This is a genomic window from Bacillus sp. FSL K6-3459 (genome assembly GCF_038003305.1).
Lineage (GTDB): Bacteria > Bacillota > Bacilli > Bacillales > Bacillaceae > Bacillus > Bacillus pumilus_O.
Window position 1 is genome coordinate 328,633 of the sequence record NZ_JBBOOW010000001.1, and the last position, 18,796, is coordinate 347,428.

At 42.2% G+C, this 18,796-nt stretch carries 17 protein-coding genes; 11 read left to right on the forward strand and 6 right to left on the reverse strand.

Features of this window, described 5'->3' with window-relative positions; all coding sequences use genetic code 11:
• Positions 1–3 precede the first annotated feature (3 nt).
• The 5 genes from MHI35_RS01780 (at position 4) to MHI35_RS01800 (ending at position 6,234) form a co-directional block, all read left to right on the forward strand.
• Positions 4–807, forward strand: a complete 804-nt coding sequence (locus MHI35_RS01780; RefSeq protein ID WP_335349595.1) for a nucleotidyltransferase domain-containing protein — start codon at positions 4–6, stop codon at positions 805–807.
• 160 nt (positions 808–967) lie between these two features.
• A complete protein-coding gene (locus MHI35_RS01785; RefSeq protein WP_144523339.1) occupies positions 968–1,885 on the forward strand; it encodes a proline dehydrogenase family protein in 918 nt (305 codons plus the stop codon).
• Positions 1,886–1,908: 23 nt separating this feature from the next.
• Complete coding sequence (gene pruA, locus MHI35_RS01790; RefSeq protein WP_144468847.1) at positions 1,909–3,456, forward strand: L-glutamate gamma-semialdehyde dehydrogenase; 1,548 nt, start codon at positions 1,909–1,911, stop codon at positions 3,454–3,456.
• 125 nt (positions 3,457–3,581) lie between these two features.
• Positions 3,582–4,814, forward strand: a complete 1,233-nt coding sequence (locus MHI35_RS01795) for a PucR family transcriptional regulator (protein ID WP_012008869.1) — start codon at positions 3,582–3,584, stop codon at positions 4,812–4,814.
• Positions 4,815–4,935: 121 nt separating this feature from the next.
• Positions 4,936–6,234, forward strand: coding sequence for an arsenic transporter (locus MHI35_RS01800; protein ID WP_211063368.1), 1,299 nt, complete (start codon positions 4,936–4,938; stop codon positions 6,232–6,234).
• Positions 6,235–6,280: 46 nt separating this feature from the next.
• Here MHI35_RS01800 and MHI35_RS01805 read toward each other — a convergent pair whose 3' ends face one another.
• Together MHI35_RS01805 and MHI35_RS01810 are read right to left on the reverse strand one after the other, a co-directional pair.
• On the reverse strand, positions 6,281–6,958 hold the full coding sequence (locus MHI35_RS01805) for an amino acid ABC transporter permease (protein WP_088000543.1): 678 nt from the start codon (positions 6,956–6,958) through the stop codon (positions 6,281–6,283).
• Positions 6,959–6,970: 12 nt separating this feature from the next.
• Positions 6,971–7,843, reverse strand: a complete 873-nt coding sequence (locus tag MHI35_RS01810) for a transporter substrate-binding domain-containing protein (RefSeq protein ID WP_211063367.1) — start codon at positions 7,841–7,843, stop codon at positions 6,971–6,973.
• A 180-nt stretch (positions 7,844–8,023) separates the two neighbouring features.
• On the opposite strand from MHI35_RS01810, the gene MHI35_RS01815 reads away from it, so the two are divergent.
• Positions 8,024–8,353, forward strand: coding sequence for a YckD family protein (locus MHI35_RS01815; protein WP_144523356.1), 330 nt, complete (start codon positions 8,024–8,026; stop codon positions 8,351–8,353).
• Positions 8,354–8,400: 47 nt separating this feature from the next.
• Here MHI35_RS01815 and MHI35_RS01820 read toward each other — a convergent pair whose 3' ends face one another.
• Positions 8,401–9,165: an MBL fold metallo-hydrolase gene (locus MHI35_RS01820; protein WP_335349594.1), complete on the reverse strand. Its 765-nt coding sequence runs from the start codon at positions 9,163–9,165 to the stop codon at positions 8,401–8,403.
• A gap of 115 nt (positions 9,166–9,280) precedes the next feature.
• Here MHI35_RS01820 and MHI35_RS01825 point away from each other — a divergent pair, with 115 nt between their 5' ends.
• Both MHI35_RS01825 and MHI35_RS01830 read left to right on the forward strand, forming a co-directional pair.
• A complete protein-coding gene (locus MHI35_RS01825; RefSeq protein WP_186325098.1) occupies positions 9,281–9,697 on the forward strand; it encodes an Lrp/AsnC family transcriptional regulator in 417 nt (138 codons plus the stop codon).
• A gap of 29 nt (positions 9,698–9,726) precedes the next feature.
• Positions 9,727–10,533 (forward strand): aminoglycoside N(3)-acetyltransferase, encoded by an 807-nt coding sequence (locus MHI35_RS01830; RefSeq protein WP_335349593.1) that lies wholly within the window; start codon positions 9,727–9,729, stop codon positions 10,531–10,533.
• A 1-nt stretch (position 10,534) separates the two neighbouring features.
• Here the strand turns inward: MHI35_RS01830 and MHI35_RS01835 are convergent, their stop codons facing one another.
• The 3 genes from MHI35_RS01835 to MHI35_RS01845 all read right to left on the reverse strand — a co-directional run bounded on the left by MHI35_RS01835 (position 10,535) and on the right by MHI35_RS01845 (position 13,295).
• Positions 10,535–10,921, reverse strand: a complete 387-nt coding sequence (locus MHI35_RS01835; RefSeq protein ID WP_224925624.1) for a competence protein ComJ — start codon at positions 10,919–10,921, stop codon at positions 10,535–10,537.
• A gap of 120 nt (positions 10,922–11,041) precedes the next feature.
• Positions 11,042–12,739, reverse strand: coding sequence for a methyl-accepting chemotaxis protein (locus MHI35_RS01840; RefSeq protein ID WP_335349592.1), 1,698 nt, complete (start codon positions 12,737–12,739; stop codon positions 11,042–11,044).
• Between the two features lie 127 nt (positions 12,740–12,866).
• Positions 12,867–13,295 carry a NucA/NucB deoxyribonuclease domain-containing protein gene (locus MHI35_RS01845; protein WP_335349591.1) on the reverse strand — a complete coding sequence of 143 codons (429 nt, stop codon included), beginning with the start codon at positions 13,293–13,295 and terminating at the stop codon, positions 12,867–12,869.
• A gap of 367 nt (positions 13,296–13,662) precedes the next feature.
• Between MHI35_RS01845 and MHI35_RS01850 the strand changes: the two genes are divergently transcribed.
• Genes MHI35_RS01850 through MHI35_RS01860 form a run of 3 tightly spaced genes read left to right on the forward strand, consistent with a single transcriptional unit; the run spans position 13,663 to position 18,789 of the window.
• Complete coding sequence (locus MHI35_RS01850) at positions 13,663–15,732, forward strand: hydantoinase/oxoprolinase family protein (protein ID WP_335349590.1); 2,070 nt, start codon at positions 13,663–13,665, stop codon at positions 15,730–15,732.
• Positions 15,722–17,707, forward strand: coding sequence for a hydantoinase B/oxoprolinase family protein (locus tag MHI35_RS01855; RefSeq protein WP_211063361.1), 1,986 nt, complete (start codon positions 15,722–15,724; stop codon positions 17,705–17,707). The genes MHI35_RS01850 and MHI35_RS01855 overlap by 11 nt, the downstream gene beginning before the upstream one ends.
• Positions 17,704–18,789 (forward strand): ABC transporter substrate-binding protein, encoded by a 1,086-nt coding sequence (locus tag MHI35_RS01860; protein ID WP_335349589.1) that lies wholly within the window; start codon positions 17,704–17,706, stop codon positions 18,787–18,789. Before MHI35_RS01855 ends, MHI35_RS01860 begins: the two co-directional genes overlap by 4 nt.
• Positions 18,790–18,796 lie beyond the last annotated feature (7 nt).

Below are 18,796 nucleotides of genomic sequence, written 5' to 3' on the forward strand. Positions count from 1 at the left end.
GTCATGCAGAATTCTATAGAAAGAGTTGATGAACGCTTGAGAGAGAGAATTAAGGAAGAACTGAAAATCATCGAAGAAACGTATGATGTAAAGATTTGTCTTGCCGTCGAATCAGGCAGTAGGGCATGGGGATTCCCCTCGACCGATAGTGATTATGATGTTCGCTTTTTATATGTTCCCCGGAAAGAATGGTATTGGGCGATAGAAGAGCATCGTGATGTCATTGAACGACCGATTGATGACATGCTTGATATCACCGGCTGGGAGCTGAGAAAGGCGCTTCGTTTATTTAATAAATCAAATCCGTCTATTATGGAATGGTTGTCTTCTGATATCATCTATGCTGAATCTTTCTCTTTGGCAAAGCAGCTAAGAGAATTAAAGGATCGAGCGTTTTATCCTGCGGCTTTAATGTATCATTACCTCAATATGGCGAAGCGGAATGAGAGCCGGCATTTACGAGGGGAGCAGGTGCGAATCAAGAAGTATTTCTATGTACTTCGTCCGCTTCTTGCCTGCCAATGGATTGAACGTTACCGAACAGTTCCACCAATGGATTTTCATGACTTGCTCAAGGAACTAGTGGAGGAAGGACCGCTTTTAACAGAAATTCACGAACTGCTCAAACGTAAAATGGACGGAGAAGAAATGGATGTAGAGAACCGTCTCGCGCATGTCCATCCATTTATCGACAAAGAACTAGCGCGTTTTGATGAATTGGTGAAAAGCTACAATCAGCCAAAAGACAATCTGATGCAAGAATTAAATGAGCTTTTGCAGTCTACCCTTGATGAGGTGTGGGCGTAGGAGGGAAGAGTCAGCCGGATAGCGGCAGGCTCTTTTTTATCTCTTATTGTGATAAAACCACAAAAAAAGTCAGAATTTTTGTCATCTTCAAATATTGTAGCGGACAGCTTATGAGCCTTACAATAAAGACATAGCTTACAAAGAGTGGGAGGTGCCCTTTATGGAGTCGGTCACAAGAAATTTCTTCTTGTTTTTGTCAAAGAGCAGTCTCTTGAACCATATAGCTCGTAATTGGGGAAGTGCTGTTGCATCTAAGAAAATCATTGGTGGGAAAGATTTTGAGAGCGCTATCTCTGTCATTAAACGATTAAATGATCAAGGAATGGCTGTAACAGTCGATCACCTTGGTGAGTTTGTCACAAAGGCAGAGATTGCAAATGAGCGGACGGATGAGTGCATTCAAACCATTCAGCGGATTGCAGAGGCCAAGCTCAATTCCCACGTGTCACTCAAAATGACATCACTCGGTCTGGATATTGACGATGACCTTGTGTATCGCAATATGAAACGTATTTTAGATACGGCAGAAAAACACCGTATCATGGTGACAATCGATATGGAGGATGAACAGCGCTGTCAAAAAACGCTGGACATTTTCAAAGAGATGAAATCTCAATATGAGTATGTCAGTACGGTCCTGCAGGCGTATTTGTACAGAACAGAAAAGGATCTTGATGACCTCAATGAGCTGCAACCATTTTTACGACTTGTAAAGGGTGCCTATAAGGAATCCGCCGAAGTGGCGTATCCAAACAAAAAAGACGTTGATCAGAATTACAAGAAACTGATCGAAAAGCAATTACTCACAGGGAACTATACAGCCATTGCGACGCATGACGATCAAATGATTGAGTTCACGAAAAATATTGTGAAAAAACACAATATACCGACAAATCAGTTTGAATTTCAAATGCTGTATGGCATGAGATCGGAAACGCAGCAGGCGCTTGTGAAGGAAGGCTATCAAATGAGGGTCTATACCCCGTATGGACGAGAGTGGTATGGCTACTACATGAGACGTCTTGCAGAACGGCCGGCAAACATTGCCTTTGCTTTAAAAGGAATGACGAAAAAATAATTTGAAACGGGAGCGTGACAAAGATGACAACACCTTACAAACATGAACCATTCACGGATTTTAGCCAGGAAGAAAACCGCAAAGCGTTTGAACAAGCATTAGCAAAGGTAACAGAATCACTGGGTCAAACCTATCCGCTCGTAATTAATGGAGAAAGAATCGAAACGAAAGACCAAATTGTCTCGATCAATCCAGCGAAAAAGGATGAAGTCGTTGGAACCGTATCAAAGGCAGGAAAAGAAGAGGCAGAACAAGCGGTTCAGGCTGCGGCGAAAGCATTTGAAACTTGGCGCTATACGTCTCCAGAAGAAAGAGCGAGCGTCATCTTCCGTGCTGCGGCAAATATTCGCCGTAAAAAGCATGAGTATTCAGCCCTTCTTGTTAAAGAAGCAGGTAAGCCTTGGAATGAAGCGGACGCGGATACAGCAGAAGCGATCGACTTCCTTGAATATTATGCTCGTCAAATGCTGGAGCTGGCGAAAGGCAAACCAGTGAACAGCCGCGAAGGAGAACACAATCAATACGTATACACACCAACTGGCGTGACCCTCGTCATTCCGCCGTGGAACTTCTTGTTTGCTATTATGGCAGGAACAACAGTAGCACCAATCGTTACAGGGAACACAGTTGTCTTAAAACCTGCAAGTGCAACCCCTGTGATTGCGGCACGTTTTGTGGAAGAGCTTGAGCAAGCAGGTCTTCCAAAGGGTGTGGTGAACTTTGTTCCAGGAAGCGGAGCTGAAGTTGGAGATTACTTAGTCGATCACCCGAAAACAAGCCTGATTACATTCACTGGCTCAAGAGAAGTAGGGACACGTATCTTTGAACGCGCAGCAAAAGTACAGCCAGGTCAGCAGCATTTAAAGCGTGTCATTGCTGAAATGGGCGGTAAGGATACAGTGGTTGTAGATGAGGATGCAGACGTCGAATTAGCGGCTAATGCTATTTTCACATCAGCCTTCGGTTTTTCAGGTCAGAAATGTTCAGCTGGATCTCGGGCTGTCGTCCACGAGAAGCTGTATGACCAAGTGATCGAGCGAGTGAAGGAAATCACAGAAACGAAAACAACAGCGAACCCTCTTTCCGCGGATGTCTATATGGGACCTGTCATTGATCAAGCGTCCTTTGACAAGATCACAGATTATATCGAAGTGGGTAAGCAGGAAGGCCGCTTAGTCACTGGTGGAACGAGTGATGATTCGGAAGGATACTTCATTCACCCAACCGTTTTTGCAGATCTTGAGCCAACATCTCGCTTGATGCAAGAAGAAATCTTTGGACCTGTCTTGGCCTTCTCGAAAGTGTCTAGCTTTGATGAGGCACTTGAAGTAGCCAACAACACGGAATATGGTTTGACAGGTGCTGTCATTACGAATAATCGGGATCACATCAACCGTGCGAAGCAGGAGTTCCATGTAGGGAACCTCTACTTTAACCGTAACTGCACAGGAGCCATCGTGGGATACCACCCATTCGGCGGATTCAAAATGTCAGGAACCGATTCAAAAGCAGGCGGTCCAGATTACCTAGCTCTACACATGCAGGCAAAAACGATTAGTGAAATGTTTTAAGTTGGAAAAGCATGAACCTGTACACACGGGTTCATGCTTTTTTTGCTTGTCTACGACTTGTTTCTATGCAAATCTGTCCGGAAAGAAGTATGATAAATGTATTACTTAATCAGGGAGCAATCGGGATGGAAGAGATATTAGAAAAGCTTCATACATTTTTTGATGTCGATAAGTTAATTGCATTTATTAGCGGGTATTTAAAAAAACCAGTCATTTTAGAAAGCACAGAGTGCCAGCTCCTTGCTTATAATTCTTACAGCATTCAGCAGTTTGACCCAGTCAATCAGCAAACGATTTTCTCAAAAGAATGTCCGGGGTCTGTTGTCGATTGGTTAAAGAAAACAGGGGTCATTGAGCGGCTTCACAAGGAGTCAAAGCCTTTTTATGTGAGCGGTCATGACGAGCTCGGGTTTAATCGGCGGGTGGCTGTGAGCGCCAAGCATAAACAAGAGGTTGTCGGCTTTATTTGGGTGCAGGACATTGAGGATTCCCTCTCGCAGGAGGAGCTGCAATTTTTGCACGAAGCTTCCTTTCAAGTGGGAAAAGTGATTTATAAAAATAAGAAACAGCTGGAGAAAAAGGAAGGCAAGATTGAAGAGTTTTTCAAAAAGGTCATGGATGATCATTTTTATACAGAAGAAGAACTGAAGTGGGAGGCTGAGAATTTAAGCATCCCGCTGCCAGCTGTATTTACTGTCATGGTCGTACACGCTGCCGATAACAAAAGTGAGACGGCAGAAGATGTGAAGGACGTCATCCGGACGTATTTACAGCTAGAAGACAAGGTGAATCACGTATACTCCGTTCAAGCCGACATTGTGGTGATATTGGGCAGCTTGTCAGACCGGCACTCACCGAAAGCGACTGCGGCTGACGTCATCGCTCATCTGCAATCGAAAGCGCATGCCCATCCTTCCCCGTTGTATATTGGGATGGGAAGAGAGTATCGGGATGTCATGAAAATGAGCACAAGTCGATTTGAAGCGATAGAGGTCGTGAAGGCTGTGAAGATTGTGGGAGGACAAGAGCTGATTCCATATGATTACGAAAATCTGGGGGTTTTCCGATTCTTAGACTCGATTTACAGCCATCAAAAAAAGAAAAATGATTTCAATCCAGATTTGTTACGTTTGAAAGAAAAAGACCGTGACAGCCAAACCTCATTTTTAAAAACGCTTGAAGTCTACTTATTGAATAACTGCAAGCTAAAGCCAGCCGCAGAGCAGCTGTTTATTCATCAAAATACATTAAACTATCGAATGAAACAAATCTTTGAGATGACCTCAATCGATTTAAGTCACTTCAGCCAGCGATGTGAGTTATTTATTGAATTAATGCTAATGAAAAAAGATCAATAGTCATCGAATCCGCAGGTGTCCGGGATCACCTGCGGGTTTTCATGTGAAAATGGCATACAACGGCTGTGTTTCGTTGTATGATAAATAAGGATTTTATGTGAAAGTGAAAGGGGGGCCACCTTTGGGAGCAGTCACCTTGGCCATTTTGATTTTCATCCTGACCCTCGTCCTCGTCGTTTGGCAGCCAGGACGTTTAACCATTGGATGGTCAGCATGTGGAGGCGCTATTCTTGCACTTGCCTTTGGTGTCGTTCATCTGGGCGATGTGTGGGAAGTGACGCAAATAGTATGGAACGCAACCTTTGCGTTTATTGGTATTATTATGATTTCGTTAATTTTAGATGAAATCGGCTTTTTTGAATGGGCTGCACTGCATATGGCAAAAGCCGCAAAAGGGAACGGTGTCCGCATGTTTATTTATTTAACATTGCTTGGCGCTGTCGTGGCTGCTTTTTTTGCGAATGATGGAGCGGCACTGATTTTAACCCCGATCGTCTTGTCTGTAGTGAGAGCGTTAAAGCTGGATGAGCGGATGATCCTGCCTTTTGTGATGGCGAGCGGTTTTATTGCAGATACAACCTCTTTGCCATTTGTCATTAGTAACTTGGTCAATATCGTATCAGCCGACTATTTTCATATCGGGTTTCTAGAATATACAGCAAACATGTTCGTACCAAACCTTGTGTCGCTTGGAGCGAGCATGCTAGTGCTTTATGTGTTTTACCGAAGGCTCATCCCAAAAACATACGATCTGTCACAAGCGAAGGAACCGGCTTCAGCGATCCGAGATATCCGCATGTTCCGCTTGTCTTGGTATGTGCTTGGCTGTCTGCTTGTCGGTTATTTTGGAGGGGAACTCATTGGCATTCCAGTATCCATCATAGTGGGCGGTATTGCTCTTGTTTTCTTGTGGCTGGCAAGAAGAAGTCCGCAAGTGGCGACAAAACGTGTCATAAAAGAAGCGCCGTGGTCGATTGTTTTTTTCTCAATTGGCATGTATGTCGTCGTATATGGACTGAAGAATGTCGGTCTCACAGAAATATTGGCGGCATGGATCGAACAAGGAGCATCGCATGGCTTGCTTGCGGGAACGATGTTTATGGGCGTGATTGCCGCAGTGCTGTCCTCTGTCATGAACAATCTACCTACTGTGTTAATTGATGCGATTGCAATCGGACATACAGACACAGCAGGCGTCATGAGAGACGGACTGATTTATGCCAATGTCATCGGCTCAAACCTTGGTCCGAAAATGACCCCAATTGGCTCATTGGCGACATTGCTGTGGCTTCATGTTCTGAAGAAAAAAGGCGTCCATATCTCTTGGGGTGCATACATGAAAGCCGGAATCATCCTGACTATCCCGACCTTGATTCTTACTTTATTAGGGTTATATGCGTGGTTATGGCTGATACATTAAAGCTGAATATCAAAAAGAGCAGGTCGCTTGGATCTGCTCTTTTTTGTTACAGATATTTTGCATAGCGTTTTTCTAAAAAGTCCTGAAGCAATGAGACTACGCTGCAAATGCCCCAGTAAATGAGGGCGACCAAAATATACATGGTCATATAATCGAATTCGCGCCCACCTACGATTTTTGCTTGCTGGAATAGCTCGGGTACAGTAATCATTGCAGCCAGTGAGGAGGCTTTGATTAAATCGAGCATGACATTAGCTAATGGCGGCAGTGCGATGCGAACGGATTGAGGCAAAATGACACCGCGCATCGTTTGCCAATAGCTGAGACCTAGTGACTTGGCAGCTTCTACCTGTCCACTTGGCACAGAGGAGAGAGCCGCCCGATTGATTTCTGCAATATAGGCAGCGCTATTGAAGCTAAATCCAATAATGGCAGCAGTGACCGCTGTAAACTCAATCCCGATATAGGGGAATCCAAAATAAAGAATAAACAAAATCACCAGAATAGGCACGCCGCGCATGAATGAGATATATAGCCGTGCAGGCAGCCAAAGCATCCACGTATTCGCCATTCTGGCAAGCGCAATAAAAAAACCAAGAATGGTACCAAAAAACATGCTCACAAAGGAAATGAGCAGCGTCAGCCAGATGCCTTTCATGACAAATGGAAATGACGCCTTTGCCAGTGCAGGATTAAATATATATTCTAAATGAATATCTCCCACGCTTTCGGCTCCTTATTTCGAAATGTCGACATTTTCGACATCAGCATCTATTTTCTTTGAGACGTCTGCATGATTAAAGAATTTTTCGGAAATCTTTTTCATGGTTCCGTCTTTTTTCATGTCCTTTAAGACACGATTTAATTCTTTTTGAAGCTCTGTGTTGTCTTTCTTCATCACAAAACCTTGTTCGTTTGGCATGTATTTTAAGTCAGGGTGAATCGTAATATTTAATTTCGGGAATGCAGCTAGCGCTAGTGTCTGCAAGTAATAATCATTTAGAATGACATCTGTACGACCGTTAGCAACATCCTTTAAGTATTGCTCGTTTGTCGCATTGTCATAAATGACTTCCTTCGCACCGTACTTGCGAGCGACATCCATGTAAATCGTTGTGGCAGCACCAGCTGCTTTCTTTCCTTTTAAATCTTTTAACGTTTTAATGCCAGACAAATCGTCTTTTCTTACGATCGCCGTGCCATATGAATATTTATAAGGAGTTGAAAAGGCGAACTTATCTTTTCTGTCATCGGTGATATCAATGTCATTTGCAGCCGCATCCACTTGACCAGAATTAATGGCGCTCAGCATGCCATCATAGCCCATTTCTTTAAATTCTACTTTTACATTAAGGCGTTTAAATGCTTCTTTGACTACTTCCACTTCATAACCAGTCAATTGATCCTTGCCATTAGCGGTATCGTGATATGACGTTGGATAAAGGGTGCCTGAAGTAGCAACAACAATTTTCCCTTTCTTTTGAATCTTATCCCACTTTGAATCTCCAGACTGAGAAGAGCCTGATTGACTGCAAGCAGACAAGACAAGTATGAAAGCAGACACAACAAGCATTACCCAGATCGATTTTCTATGATAAAAACGACTCATTTAAGAATCCTCCTCTATTTTTTATACAAAACAAAACATAGCACGCTTTTTCTGTTAGGACAACGTTTTCAGAAGAAAAGCGAAAAAGTAAGAATATTATGTGCAATTTGAGTGGTGAAATAATGTATAAAAAAGGAAAGTGCGTACAAAATAAATGCGAATAAAGGAGGGAAGAACATGATGAAAAGAATAAGTGGCTTGATCATATTATCGGTGATGCTGTTGTCCGGTTTTTATATGGAAACAGCTCATGGAGAAACACCCCAAATGGAAAAGCGTCCAGTAACGCATCAAGTAAAACTAACGAGAGAACAACAAAAACAAATTGAAACGCTTGAGCAGCAAATTCTTTCTAAACGAAAAGAAGTGATTGAGAAGTACGTCCAATATGGTGTGTTAACAAAGGAACAAGGTACACATATTACGAAACGAATGGATGAACATTACAATCATTTGAAAAACAACGGATTTGTCCCATTGCTGAAAAAACCACAGCACCATCGACCATAAGCATGAAACCGGCAGTGAGATGCCGGTTTTTTTGTTTAAGATTCTTTTCAGAAGGTGAGACTTTCACCATCTTTAGGAACAAAAATGGCTTTTTCTGCTTGATGCTCTTGAATGTAAGCTTGTAAAGAAGCTCTTGTAAGCAAGCAATGATTCACTGCCTCAAGGTGACAAGCGACAATTTGTGCAGTTGGATGAGAACGGTGAACGTCTAAAATGTCTTCCTTCGTCATCGTAATCGGATCGCCTTCTAAAAATTGAGCAGCTCCGCTATTGACCACAATGACATCTGGCTTGCAAGTATTGATAACCTCCTTCGGTTCATCACACCAAATGGTATCACCTGCAATATAAAGGGTAGGTTCATCAGGGTGAGAGAAAACAAAACCGCTGACCTGTCCCATCCGCTTTGCAACTTCTCCCGTCCCATGCTGTCCACCTGTTCGCAGGATATGAACACCACAAATGTCTATTTCGTCTTCAATACATGTGACATGCTCGAAACCGGCTTCTTCAACTTCTTTTTTGTCATTCTCCGATTGAGTGTAAATGGGTTGGTCTTGGGCTAATTTTTGTTTTGCCTCGTCATCAAAGTGATCCACGTGCAAATGAGTGAGTAGGACAGCATCTGGATGTAGCATGTGGTCTATGTCAATGTTTACAGGCAGATCAACAATCGGATTGTTCAAATGTTGATTGGCTGTATGAGGGAACGGTGGATATGTTCCTTTTGCTGCTAAAAAGGGATCAATGAAGAAAGTTGCCTGACCATATTCAAGGTATAAAGTAGCATTCCGAATGAGCGTGATTTTCATGAAAAGGCCTCCTTTTTTTCTGATTAAGTTTACAGTATATTAAAAGAGTTCCATGTGACAGAGGGTAATGAAAGTCTTTTATCAGAAGGACTTGATTTTTGAAAGAGGTGAGCCAATGTTAGACCAAACCGATATGGATATATTAAAAGAGCTCTCTAAAAACAGTCGGTTGACCATGAAAGCGTTAGGTGAAAAAGTTCATTTAACCGGGCAAGCTGTTGCGAATCGTGTGTTAAAGCTTGAAGAAGAGGGTGTGATTGAAGCATATACCATTTCGATTGACTGGCGGACGCAAAAGACCATCCAAACATTTATGCAGCTCTATACCCGAAGTCATCATCACGAACCACTTCTGTCATTTCTCGACCGACAGGAAGAGATCAAGAATTTATTTAAAATAAGTGGTGAGGGCTGCTATATGGCTGAAGGCCATTTCTCTAGTCATGATGAACTGGATCTGTTTTTAACGAAGCTGACAAATTACGCAAATTATAAACTGTCTATTGCGGTTAAGCGTCTCATTCATCAGTAAGAGAAGAGATGCAGGAGGAAAAGGAAACGATGAAAAAATTAATCGAAAATCAAGCTGAACCGATGACAAAGGAAAAAATCAAAGCAGACTTGGTTCAACTTGGTGTGAAAAAAGGCATGATTTTATGTGTTCACTCATCTTTATCATCTATCGGCTGGGTAAACGGAGGCGCTGTAGCCCTCATCCAAGCATTGATGGAAACCTTAACAGAAGAGGGGACACTGATCATGCCGGCACAAACGTTAGAGCTTTCTGATCCCGCTGATTGGATCGATCCGCCTGTTCCTTTTTCATGGTGGAAATCGATCAAAGACACGATGCCTGCATTTGATCCAGCTTACTCGATGCCAACCGCAATGGGAAAGGTAGCAGAAGTATTTTGGAAATACCCAGGCGTGGCGAGAAGCAATCATCCTCATTTTTCATTCACGGCCTGGGGGAAAAGGAAACATGAGCTTCTGAAACACCACGCACTTTCTTTTGGACTAGGGGAACATTCTCCTCTAGCTCGCATGTATGATGTTCAGGCTCAGGTGCTGCTGATTGGTACGTTTTTTGAGAGTCTGACAGCTTTCCATCTAGCTGAATATCGCATACCTCAACGAGACCTCATGACAAGAGGAGCTCCCATCTTAGAAAATGGGTGGAGGATTTGGAAAGAGTACCAAGATATTATCACAAGAGAAGAATTATTTGAGCAGATCGGCCGTGACTTTCTGAAATCAGGAGGCACTCATCATCACGGTCAAATCGGACTTGCCAGTTCATATTTATTGCCAGTGAGAGAATCGGTAGACTTTGCAGAAAAGTGGCTTGATTTGTACGATCAGTCGTGATCTACACTGTTTGGAAATGGATATGATAAAGGTCTTCATCAGGCTGCTGTGAAGTATAGCAGGTGAGCTGATAGTCTCCCTTTGGAATAGGGAAAGACAGCACCTGAGCCATGACGCTTGTGATATAAACTTGATCACTTTCATGCGTAAAAGGTACTGTGACCGTTCTATCAGCCGACGCTGGAGAGATATCGCTATTTAAAGTTACGGTAACAGAGGCTTTTCCGTTGTTGACCCCTTCAAAGGATACACCATGATCTCCCATGGCGAATCCTTGAAGAATGTCATCATCTGACCAGTCAATCACAGGTGGTGTTTTGCTTCCAGTGTATACGGTGATTTGGTGATAGGAGATAGATAGGGAATAGGCTTGGTTTAAGTTATTCATTTAAAAAACTCCTTTATACATAGATTTCTGTTGGAATGTAAATGGTTGAAAGAGTGTTTCTTGAAGAGAATGTTAGGCAGCAAGACGATTGTGGCCGTCTTGCGCTTCTATATGAGGAATCTAGATGTGAAATTGTGAAACCATTGTTTTTAAATCTCCTGCTAAATGGGCAAGAGCTTCTGATGAAGCAGTTACTTCTTCCATTGCAGCAAATTGTTCTTCTGTTAAACCGGCTACTTGCTGTGAATGTTCACTTGTTAATTTTACCCCTTCTGTAATAGTGGCAAAGGATTGTTTCGCATCGTTTGTATAAGCTGCGATTTTTTGTGATGCACTAGATAAATGCTTAATACCATCTGCCATTTCTCTCATTGACTGCTGAATATCAATAAATGATTCTTCTGCATGAGAAATAAGTACAGTCCCTTGAGCCGCTTCCTCTCTTACTCGTTTGATCGCACTTGTTGAATGAGTCATCTCTTTTTGGATTTCAGAAATGAGATGGGAAATCATATTTGATGATGCTTGAGATTCTTCAGCGAGCTTTCTCACTTCGTCTGCAACAACCGCAAATCCTTTCCCATGCTCACCGGCTCGTGCTGCTTCAATTGCTGCGTTAAGAGCAAGTAGGTTGGTCTGGTTAGCGATGTCTGTAATAACGTGGGAAATATGATCAATTTCAGCCGAACGTGTCTCTAAAGCTTGAATGGCTGTCCCATTTTCCTCTATTGATTTTGCAATAGATGTCATTTGTGAGTTTACTTCCCCAATATTCTGTACACCTTTTAGGGCCATTTCTTGTGCATATTGACTTCTTGAAGCCATTTGCCCTGCATTTTCCGTGATGTTTGCCAATTCGTTAGATACTTGAATCATTGTGTGCTCACTTGTTGTCATTTGAGCAGACTGTTCTTCTGATGAATGAGCGACTTCTTGAATACTATGGGTGATTTTTTCTGATGCTGCACTTGTTTCTTCTGCACTAGCTGATAGCTGTTCAGATGAAGTTGCCACTAATTCGGACGTGTTCATCACATTAAGAATGGTGTGATTTAATTTTTCTCGCATCTTATTGAAATGATCAGCCAAATCAGACAGTTCATCCCCTGTTGTATCTGTCACATTGATGGTTAAATTGCCTTCTCCTGCACTCTTAATGGCAGAAGCCATGCGCTTGAGACGGGTTTGAATCCGCTTCGTGAAAATAGAAATAATGATTACAGCAACAATTAAGCTTAATAACAGAACAATGAAAAATTGAATGTAGAATGACTGAAGCATTTGTGAAATCATGCTTTGGTTTGCGCCCGTATAAAAAATGCCGATCGTTTCACCTGCATCATTTTTGATTGGCATATAAGCCGTTTGATAATCTTTCCCGGCTACATTTGCTGTGCCATAATAGTTTTCGCCTTTATCTAATACAGTGGCCTTCACTTCTGGTGAAACTTGTGTACCGACAGCTCGTTTGCCGTTTAACATGACATTCGTTGCGACACGGGTATTTCCTTGGAAAATTGTGATCGTATCATCGGTGTATTCTGCTAAATGATCGACCAATGTATCATGATCATTGATTTGGGTATTCCCTTTGTAAAGCTTTCCATCTTTTATCTGCCACGAGCCTGCTACTTTTTCATCTAGGTAGGCATAGCCTAGCCTTAAATCCCCTTTTGCTTTTTCAGTGGCCATGTGCTTGATGTTTTCTGTCATCTCAAGATTCACCACATAACCAACAATTGCGGAAAAGATGATGATGACACTTAAAAAGATCAGCAAAATTTTGGCACCAAGCCTCAGTTTTCCCTTTTTCTTCATGCTTTTTGACTCCTTTAGGTATAAGGTAGGATAAACCTCCTTAAGGATTATCGGCATGAAAAAAATGTTTGAAATACCTGTATGCAGTTACGAGAAAATTTTTTTAAGATAGAAAAGGGAAATGGCGTTAATCGATGATAAATTGTATTCTTGTGCCATCGGGATCATCCGATAATTGATGACCGACCCATGAGCCTGCTCCTCTATTATCTGAAGGACTAATATACTTGACTGAAGCCCCTGTTCCTCCTTCCTTACACATCGCCATAGGCCATTCATCACGATCATATCCGCGCTTTGTTGGAATGCCATGAAGTGATTGTTCTCTTTGTTCATCGCTATGTTTACGGTCAATCGTACATACGGATGAATGGCCTTCATCAATTGCCTCTTCTATGTGCTTCGCGGTTTCGGGATAACGATCTGATGGGAAGTGAATCGTTTTGTCATAAGATGAATTCGTCGTCTCTTGTTTACTTTGCTCCAGCTGAATATAGCCTGTTGCTACACCAATGACGATCAGTAAAAGCAAGAGAATAATTTTAAGAAGTTTCATAGATGCTAGCTCTCTTTCTTGTTTGCGTATTTTGTAAACAGAAGTATAGCAGAATTACTTACCAATTTCTCCTGGTTTTGAAAAAACGCCTTTTAAAGTTCGAAAAACGTTTTTTATCCGTTTTCTTGCTTTTCGCATGTGTAGAAATTCATAAAAATTTTAATTTTTCAGTTCATAAAAAGATTGTGCTTTATCAAAATGGCTTTATCACTGCTTTTTGGGCTAATTTCAAGAATTTAACACACAGAAAGTTTAAAAAAATAAAATTGACTAGACCGATATGCTTTAATATTATGGAGTCAAATATCAAAAAATGTCGTAATTTATCAAAATATCATTCTATTTACATTGTAGGAGGGAAGTACAAATGGCGGATGTCTCTTATCGGCTTGGCATAGACATAGGCGGAACATTTACTGACTTATCGCTGATGAATGAAGCAACAGGGGCGCTAACTGAACTCAAAACACCCACAGTGACTGATGACCCAGCTCAGGGAATTATCAATGGGCTAAAACTGCTAAAAGACAGAGGTGTTGATTTATCTAAAATCCAATATCTCGTACACGGCATGACAATCGGTCTTAATACATTGTTGCAGAGAAAAGGAGCAGATTTGGCCCTTTTTGTGACGGAAGGCTTTCAAGACATATTGTCAATTCAACGTTTAAGATTACCCATTCCTTATGACTTCAATTCTCGTTTGCCAGAACCATTGATACCACGAAAGCATGTATATCCAATCTCTGAAAGGTTGATACACGATGGTACGATCAAAAAACCTCTCCATCTGCAGCAATTAGATCATGCTGTCCAGCAGGTCATGTCTAAAGGGCTAGCAGGTATTGTCATTTCTTTTTTACATAGCTATCAAAATCCAGTTCATGAATTACAGGCAAAAGCCTATATCAAACACCATTATCCGCAATTAGAAGTCCTTACTTCATCTGAATTATGGCCTCAAATGAGAGAATACGAGCGTACCGTGATGTCTGTTGTTAATTTGTACATCCAACCAAAGGTGAAACAGTATTTACAAACATTGAAAAGCCGTTTGAAAGAAGAAGGTGTACCAATTTCTCCATACATTACACAATCAAATGGTGGTTTAATGGATGCAGAAAGTGCAGCAACTTCACCTGTTAAAACACTTTTTTCTGGTCCAGCAGCTGGTGTCATTGGTGCCGCAAGAATTGCAGCCTCTGCAAACGAATCCAATCTGATCACGTTTGATGTTGGGGGGACGAGTGCAGATATCTCCATTATTCAAAATGGACAGCCGACGATGGCTCAGTCAAATCAGCTTTCAGGTTTCCCTATCATTCTTCCATCTGTTGCAATGTATTCAATAGGGGCAGGCGGAGGTTCTGTTGCATGGATTGATCAGGGCGGGCTTCTCAAAGCAGGACCAGAATCAGTTGGCTCACAGCCTGGACCAGCTTCGTATGGTAAGGGGACGAAAGCCGCCTTAACTGACGCGTTCCTCATATGTGGTTATCTCAATCAAGAGCGTTTTGCCGGAGGACATTTACAACTACAGCTGTCCGCGGCGGAAAAGGCCTTTCAGCCAATTGCTAACCAGCTCAACAAAACGGTAGAAGAAGCGGCCGACCAGCTAATTCAAGTAGCTGTCGCCAATATGTACACAGAATTAAGCAATGTCATGGAACAGCAAGGGTTTGACCCAAGAGATTTTAGTTTACTAGCGTTTGGTGGAGCAGGACCGGTTGTAGCGAATTTCCTTGCGCGAGAAATTTATGCGAAAAACGTAGTCGTTCCTCCAAGTCCAGGAACATTATGTGCATTAGGTGCCCTGACCGCTGATTTTATTCATGATGCAGTACTGTCGAAGAAAATATGCTTACAAAACTACTCGATAGATCAACTAAAACAAGATTATGAGGTGCTTTCTCGAAAAGCGATTGATTGGTTCAGCCAGCAGAACATTCAGCATATTAAACAGACATCCATTCTATTATTGGCAGATGCACGTTATCAAGGACAAGCCTTTGAGATTGAATTACCATTATCAGCTGAATGGCTGAAGCAAGAGAAAGACATCCATCAACTCGTTGAAGCCTTTCACAAACTACATCAACGTCAATATGGTCATAGAGATGATCAGGCAAACATCGAGTTCACTCATTTACGAGTTCGAGTCATAGGCGAGACGCCGCCACTGCCTTTCACACCTGTTCATGAAAACAGTGGACATTCTTTGACGCCACATGAATTCAGGCGAATCTTTATAGAAGAAAAAGAATATGAAGCGGCCATTTATTACAGAGATACTTTGTCAGTAGGATCTGTCATGAATGGACCTGCCATCATTGAGCAGGATGATACGACAACATTGATTCTGCCAAATTGGGCAGGCAGCATTGCTCAATCAGGGAACTTGGTGATTTCTAGGGAGGCGGCTTTACATGAGAACTGATCCAGCAAAACTTGAGATGATGCGCAGTTATTTTAATGCAATTGCAACTGGCATGGGACATGTCATTGAGAGGACGTCTTTTACGACTTTCGTTAAAGAATCAGCTGACTTTGCGACAGCATTAGCCACGCCTTCTGGAGATTTCTTTGTATATCCAAAGACAGTGGGTGTCACGATCTTTTTAGGGCTGAGTCTTAAAAAAGCAATTGAAGAAAGCGGACCGATGCAGCCAGGAGATATTATCATCACAAATGATCCTTATACGACAGATGGTTTAGCTACTCACCTGCCGGATGTCCATATCATTAAGCCGATTTTTGTAGATGGTGAAATTGTCAGCTATGCTTGGTCTTTTGTTCATGTAAGTGATGTGGGCGGACTTGTGCCCTCGAGTATTTCACCGACAGCGACAGATGTTCATCAAGAAGGATTAAGAATACCGCCAGTGAAAATTTATGAAGGCGGAATAGAAAATCAGGTTGTTCGCACTTTTTTAAGAGCTAACAGTCGAGCTAGTCATTTAAATGATGGGGATATTAATGCGATGATTGCTGCAGTGAATACGGCAGAAATTCGGTTAAAAGAAATGATCGGCAAATTTGGAATAAATGAAGTGAAACAAGGAATGATGGATCTCCTGAAACAAGCTGAGGATCGTGCAGGAAAGGTCATTGAAGCCATTCCGGACGGAACGAGTGAATTCGCTGATTATTTAGATGATGATATGATCTCGGATGTGCCGATCCGGTTGAAAATCAAGTTAACGGTGATAGGAAAACGACTGACACTTGATTTTTCTGAGTGTGACCCGCAAGTGAAAACAGCTTTTAACCTTGTTACTAATGGTCAGAAGCATTCCTTCCTATATCAAGGATTGATTAACTACATTATTAGTAAAGATCCCTTTATACCGATTAATGGCGGAATCACATATCCGATCGAAGTGATTTCCCCTAAAGGGACGCTAGTGCATCCAGAATACCCGGCTTCTGTTGGTATTCGGCATTCGATTACGATGAGGCTGTACAATGTCGTACTAGGTGCCATTGGTAAGCTGTTACCTGAGGCGGTGCCGGCAGCAGGTGCCGGTCAATCTGCTATTGTTGTTCTCTCTGTTCCTGATAATCAAACAGGTGGCAGGAAAATGTCTGTTGTCGAACCATTAGGCGGAGGCGGTGGTGCCCAAAATGGAACGGACGGAGTAGATGGTATTGATCATTCGTCTGGCTTTTTGAAGAATACACCCATTGAGAGCTTAGAACAGCATATTGATATTCATGTTCATCGATATGAGCTTTTGCCAAACACAGGCGGAGCAGGAGAAAATAGAGGCGGACATGCGATTGGTTTGGAATTTGAAATGATCAAGCCTGAATCTATGGTGACCGCACGAGGTATGGAACGGATGAAGTTTCAGCCTTGGGGATTAATGGGCGGCCGAGCTGGAGCTATCGGTGAGGTCAAGCTAGTCACAGCAAAAGGTGAAAAACAAGACCAGCCGAAAATAGATGTTCTGCGTCTTGAAAAAGGCGATATTGTGCAATTGACATCACCAAGTGGAGGCGGCTGGGGAAATCCATTTGCAAGAGAGAAAGAAAAAGTCCTTCATGAAGTGGAAGCAGGTTTATTAAGTGAAGAAAGAGCGCTGCAACAATATGGCGTTAAAGTGTATGTAGACCAAAATGAATGGAAGATTGATGAGGAGCAAACGAATCAGCTTCGTGAAAAGAGTAATCATCCTGCTAATATCATGTGGGATTTCGGAGAACACAGAGAAGCTTATGAGAAAGTATGGACGGATGAAGCCAGTAGCGAGCTTGCTGTGCTCCTGCGTTCTTATCCAGCCAATGAACGTACACATTATAAACATGCAGTTCATCAATATTTCAGCCATAGAATTGAGCCGTTAACAAAGAAAGATATTATTCAAGCACTTCGTCATATGGATGGACAAAAAGGGGGAAATGAATCATGAAAAGAAGATTAATCACTATTTTTGCAGGTGTTCTGTCAATGATTCTACTGCTATCAGCTTGCGGTGGGAATGGACAGGATCAAGGTAAACAGCAGCAGACTGTGATCGTTGGCGTATACGGAGGCGATTGGGAAAAGAATATCAAACCGATTCTTGAGAAGTTTGAAAAAGATACGGGAATTAAAGTCCAAACCGTCTCTGGTGCGGATTCTGAATGGTTTACAAAATTAAAAGCGTCAAATGGCAAAAATCCACCATATGACCTGCTTATTTTACAGCCTGATACGATTCAAAGAGGCATTGCAGCAAACGTTCTTGCACCGATTGACGAAGGGAAAGCACCAAATGTCAAAAAGCTTTACCGTTCTGTTCAAAAGAAGCTCACTGTTGATGGAAAACAATATGCAGCAGGCTTTAGTATGGGTCAGCTTGGAATTGCTTATAGAAAAGACCTCGTAAAGCAGGAACCAAACAGCTGGACTGACTTATGGAGCAGTCAGTTAAAAGGGAAGGTAGCCATTTCATCTCCGACTTATTCAGCTGGGTTACAATTTTTCTCTGCGCTTGTCCATGCTCAAGGGGGGACAGAATCAAATCCTAAGGATATCGATAAAGCCTTTAAAAGTCTCGCGCAATTAAAAGGGCATGTAGCTGCTTTTCCCGATAACCCCGGGTCTATTCAAACTTTATTAGAACGTGGTGACGTTGCAGCAGTTCCTTATTGGGATGGACGAGCATTTGCACTTGAAGAAGAAGGAATGAATATTGGTTTCTCATATCCGAAAGAAGGCGCTGTTGCAGCAGTTGCGAGCTGGGCTTTAACGAAGGGAAGTCAGCATGAAGAAGCGGCTTACAAACTATTAAACTATTTAAGTGGAAAAGAAGCTCAGGAAGCCTTCTCGGAAAAATCTTATTATGGTATGTCGAATTCTGATGTGAAATACGGTGACAAGATTAGAGGGAAGGTCAAGGTTGGAGAGAATTATTATAGCAAGCTGACTTGGGTAGATTACGAAACAGCGACTTCAGAGCTGGGCAATTGGACAAATCGATGGAACGAAGTATTAGGCGGAGGAAAATAGGTGATCG

Bases quoted from the DNA above. Each gene is read 5' to 3' on its own strand.
- MHI35_RS01845 (WP_335349591.1), bottom strand. From the start codon at position 13,295: ATGAAACTTCTTAAAATTATTCTCTTGCTTTTACTGATCGTCATTGGT.
- MHI35_RS01815 (WP_144523356.1), top strand. From the start codon at position 8,024: ATGAAAAGAATAAGTGGCTTGATCATATTATCGGTGATGCTGTTGTCC.
- MHI35_RS01835 (WP_224925624.1), bottom strand. From the start codon at position 10,921: ATGAATAACTTAAACCAAGCCTATTCCCTATCTATCTCCTATCACCAA.
- MHI35_RS01830 (WP_335349593.1), top strand. From the start codon at position 9,727: ATGAAAAAATTAATCGAAAATCAAGCTGAACCGATGACAAAGGAAAAA.
- MHI35_RS01825 (WP_186325098.1), top strand. From the start codon at position 9,281: ATGTTAGACCAAACCGATATGGATATATTAAAAGAGCTCTCTAAAAAC.
- MHI35_RS01860 (WP_335349589.1), top strand. From the start codon at position 17,704: ATGAAAAGAAGATTAATCACTATTTTTGCAGGTGTTCTGTCAATGATT.
- MHI35_RS01840 (WP_335349592.1), bottom strand. From the start codon at position 12,739: ATGAAGAAAAAGGGAAAACTGAGGCTTGGTGCCAAAATTTTGCTGATC.
- MHI35_RS01820 (WP_335349594.1), bottom strand. From the start codon at position 9,165: ATGAAAATCACGCTCATTCGGAATGCTACTTTATACCTTGAATATGGT.
- MHI35_RS01810 (WP_211063367.1), bottom strand. From the start codon at position 7,843: ATGAGTCGTTTTTATCATAGAAAATCGATCTGGGTAATGCTTGTTGTG.
- MHI35_RS01795 (WP_012008869.1), top strand. From the start codon at position 3,582: ATGGAAGAGATATTAGAAAAGCTTCATACATTTTTTGATGTCGATAAG.
- MHI35_RS01850 (WP_335349590.1), top strand. From the start codon at position 13,663: ATGGCGGATGTCTCTTATCGGCTTGGCATAGACATAGGCGGAACATTT.
- MHI35_RS01855 (WP_211063361.1), top strand. From the start codon at position 15,722: ATGAGAACTGATCCAGCAAAACTTGAGATGATGCGCAGTTATTTTAAT.
- MHI35_RS01780 (WP_335349595.1), top strand. From the start codon at position 4: ATGCAGAATTCTATAGAAAGAGTTGATGAACGCTTGAGAGAGAGAATT.
- MHI35_RS01785 (WP_144523339.1), top strand. From the start codon at position 968: ATGGAGTCGGTCACAAGAAATTTCTTCTTGTTTTTGTCAAAGAGCAGT.
- pruA (WP_144468847.1), top strand. From the start codon at position 1,909: ATGACAACACCTTACAAACATGAACCATTCACGGATTTTAGCCAGGAA.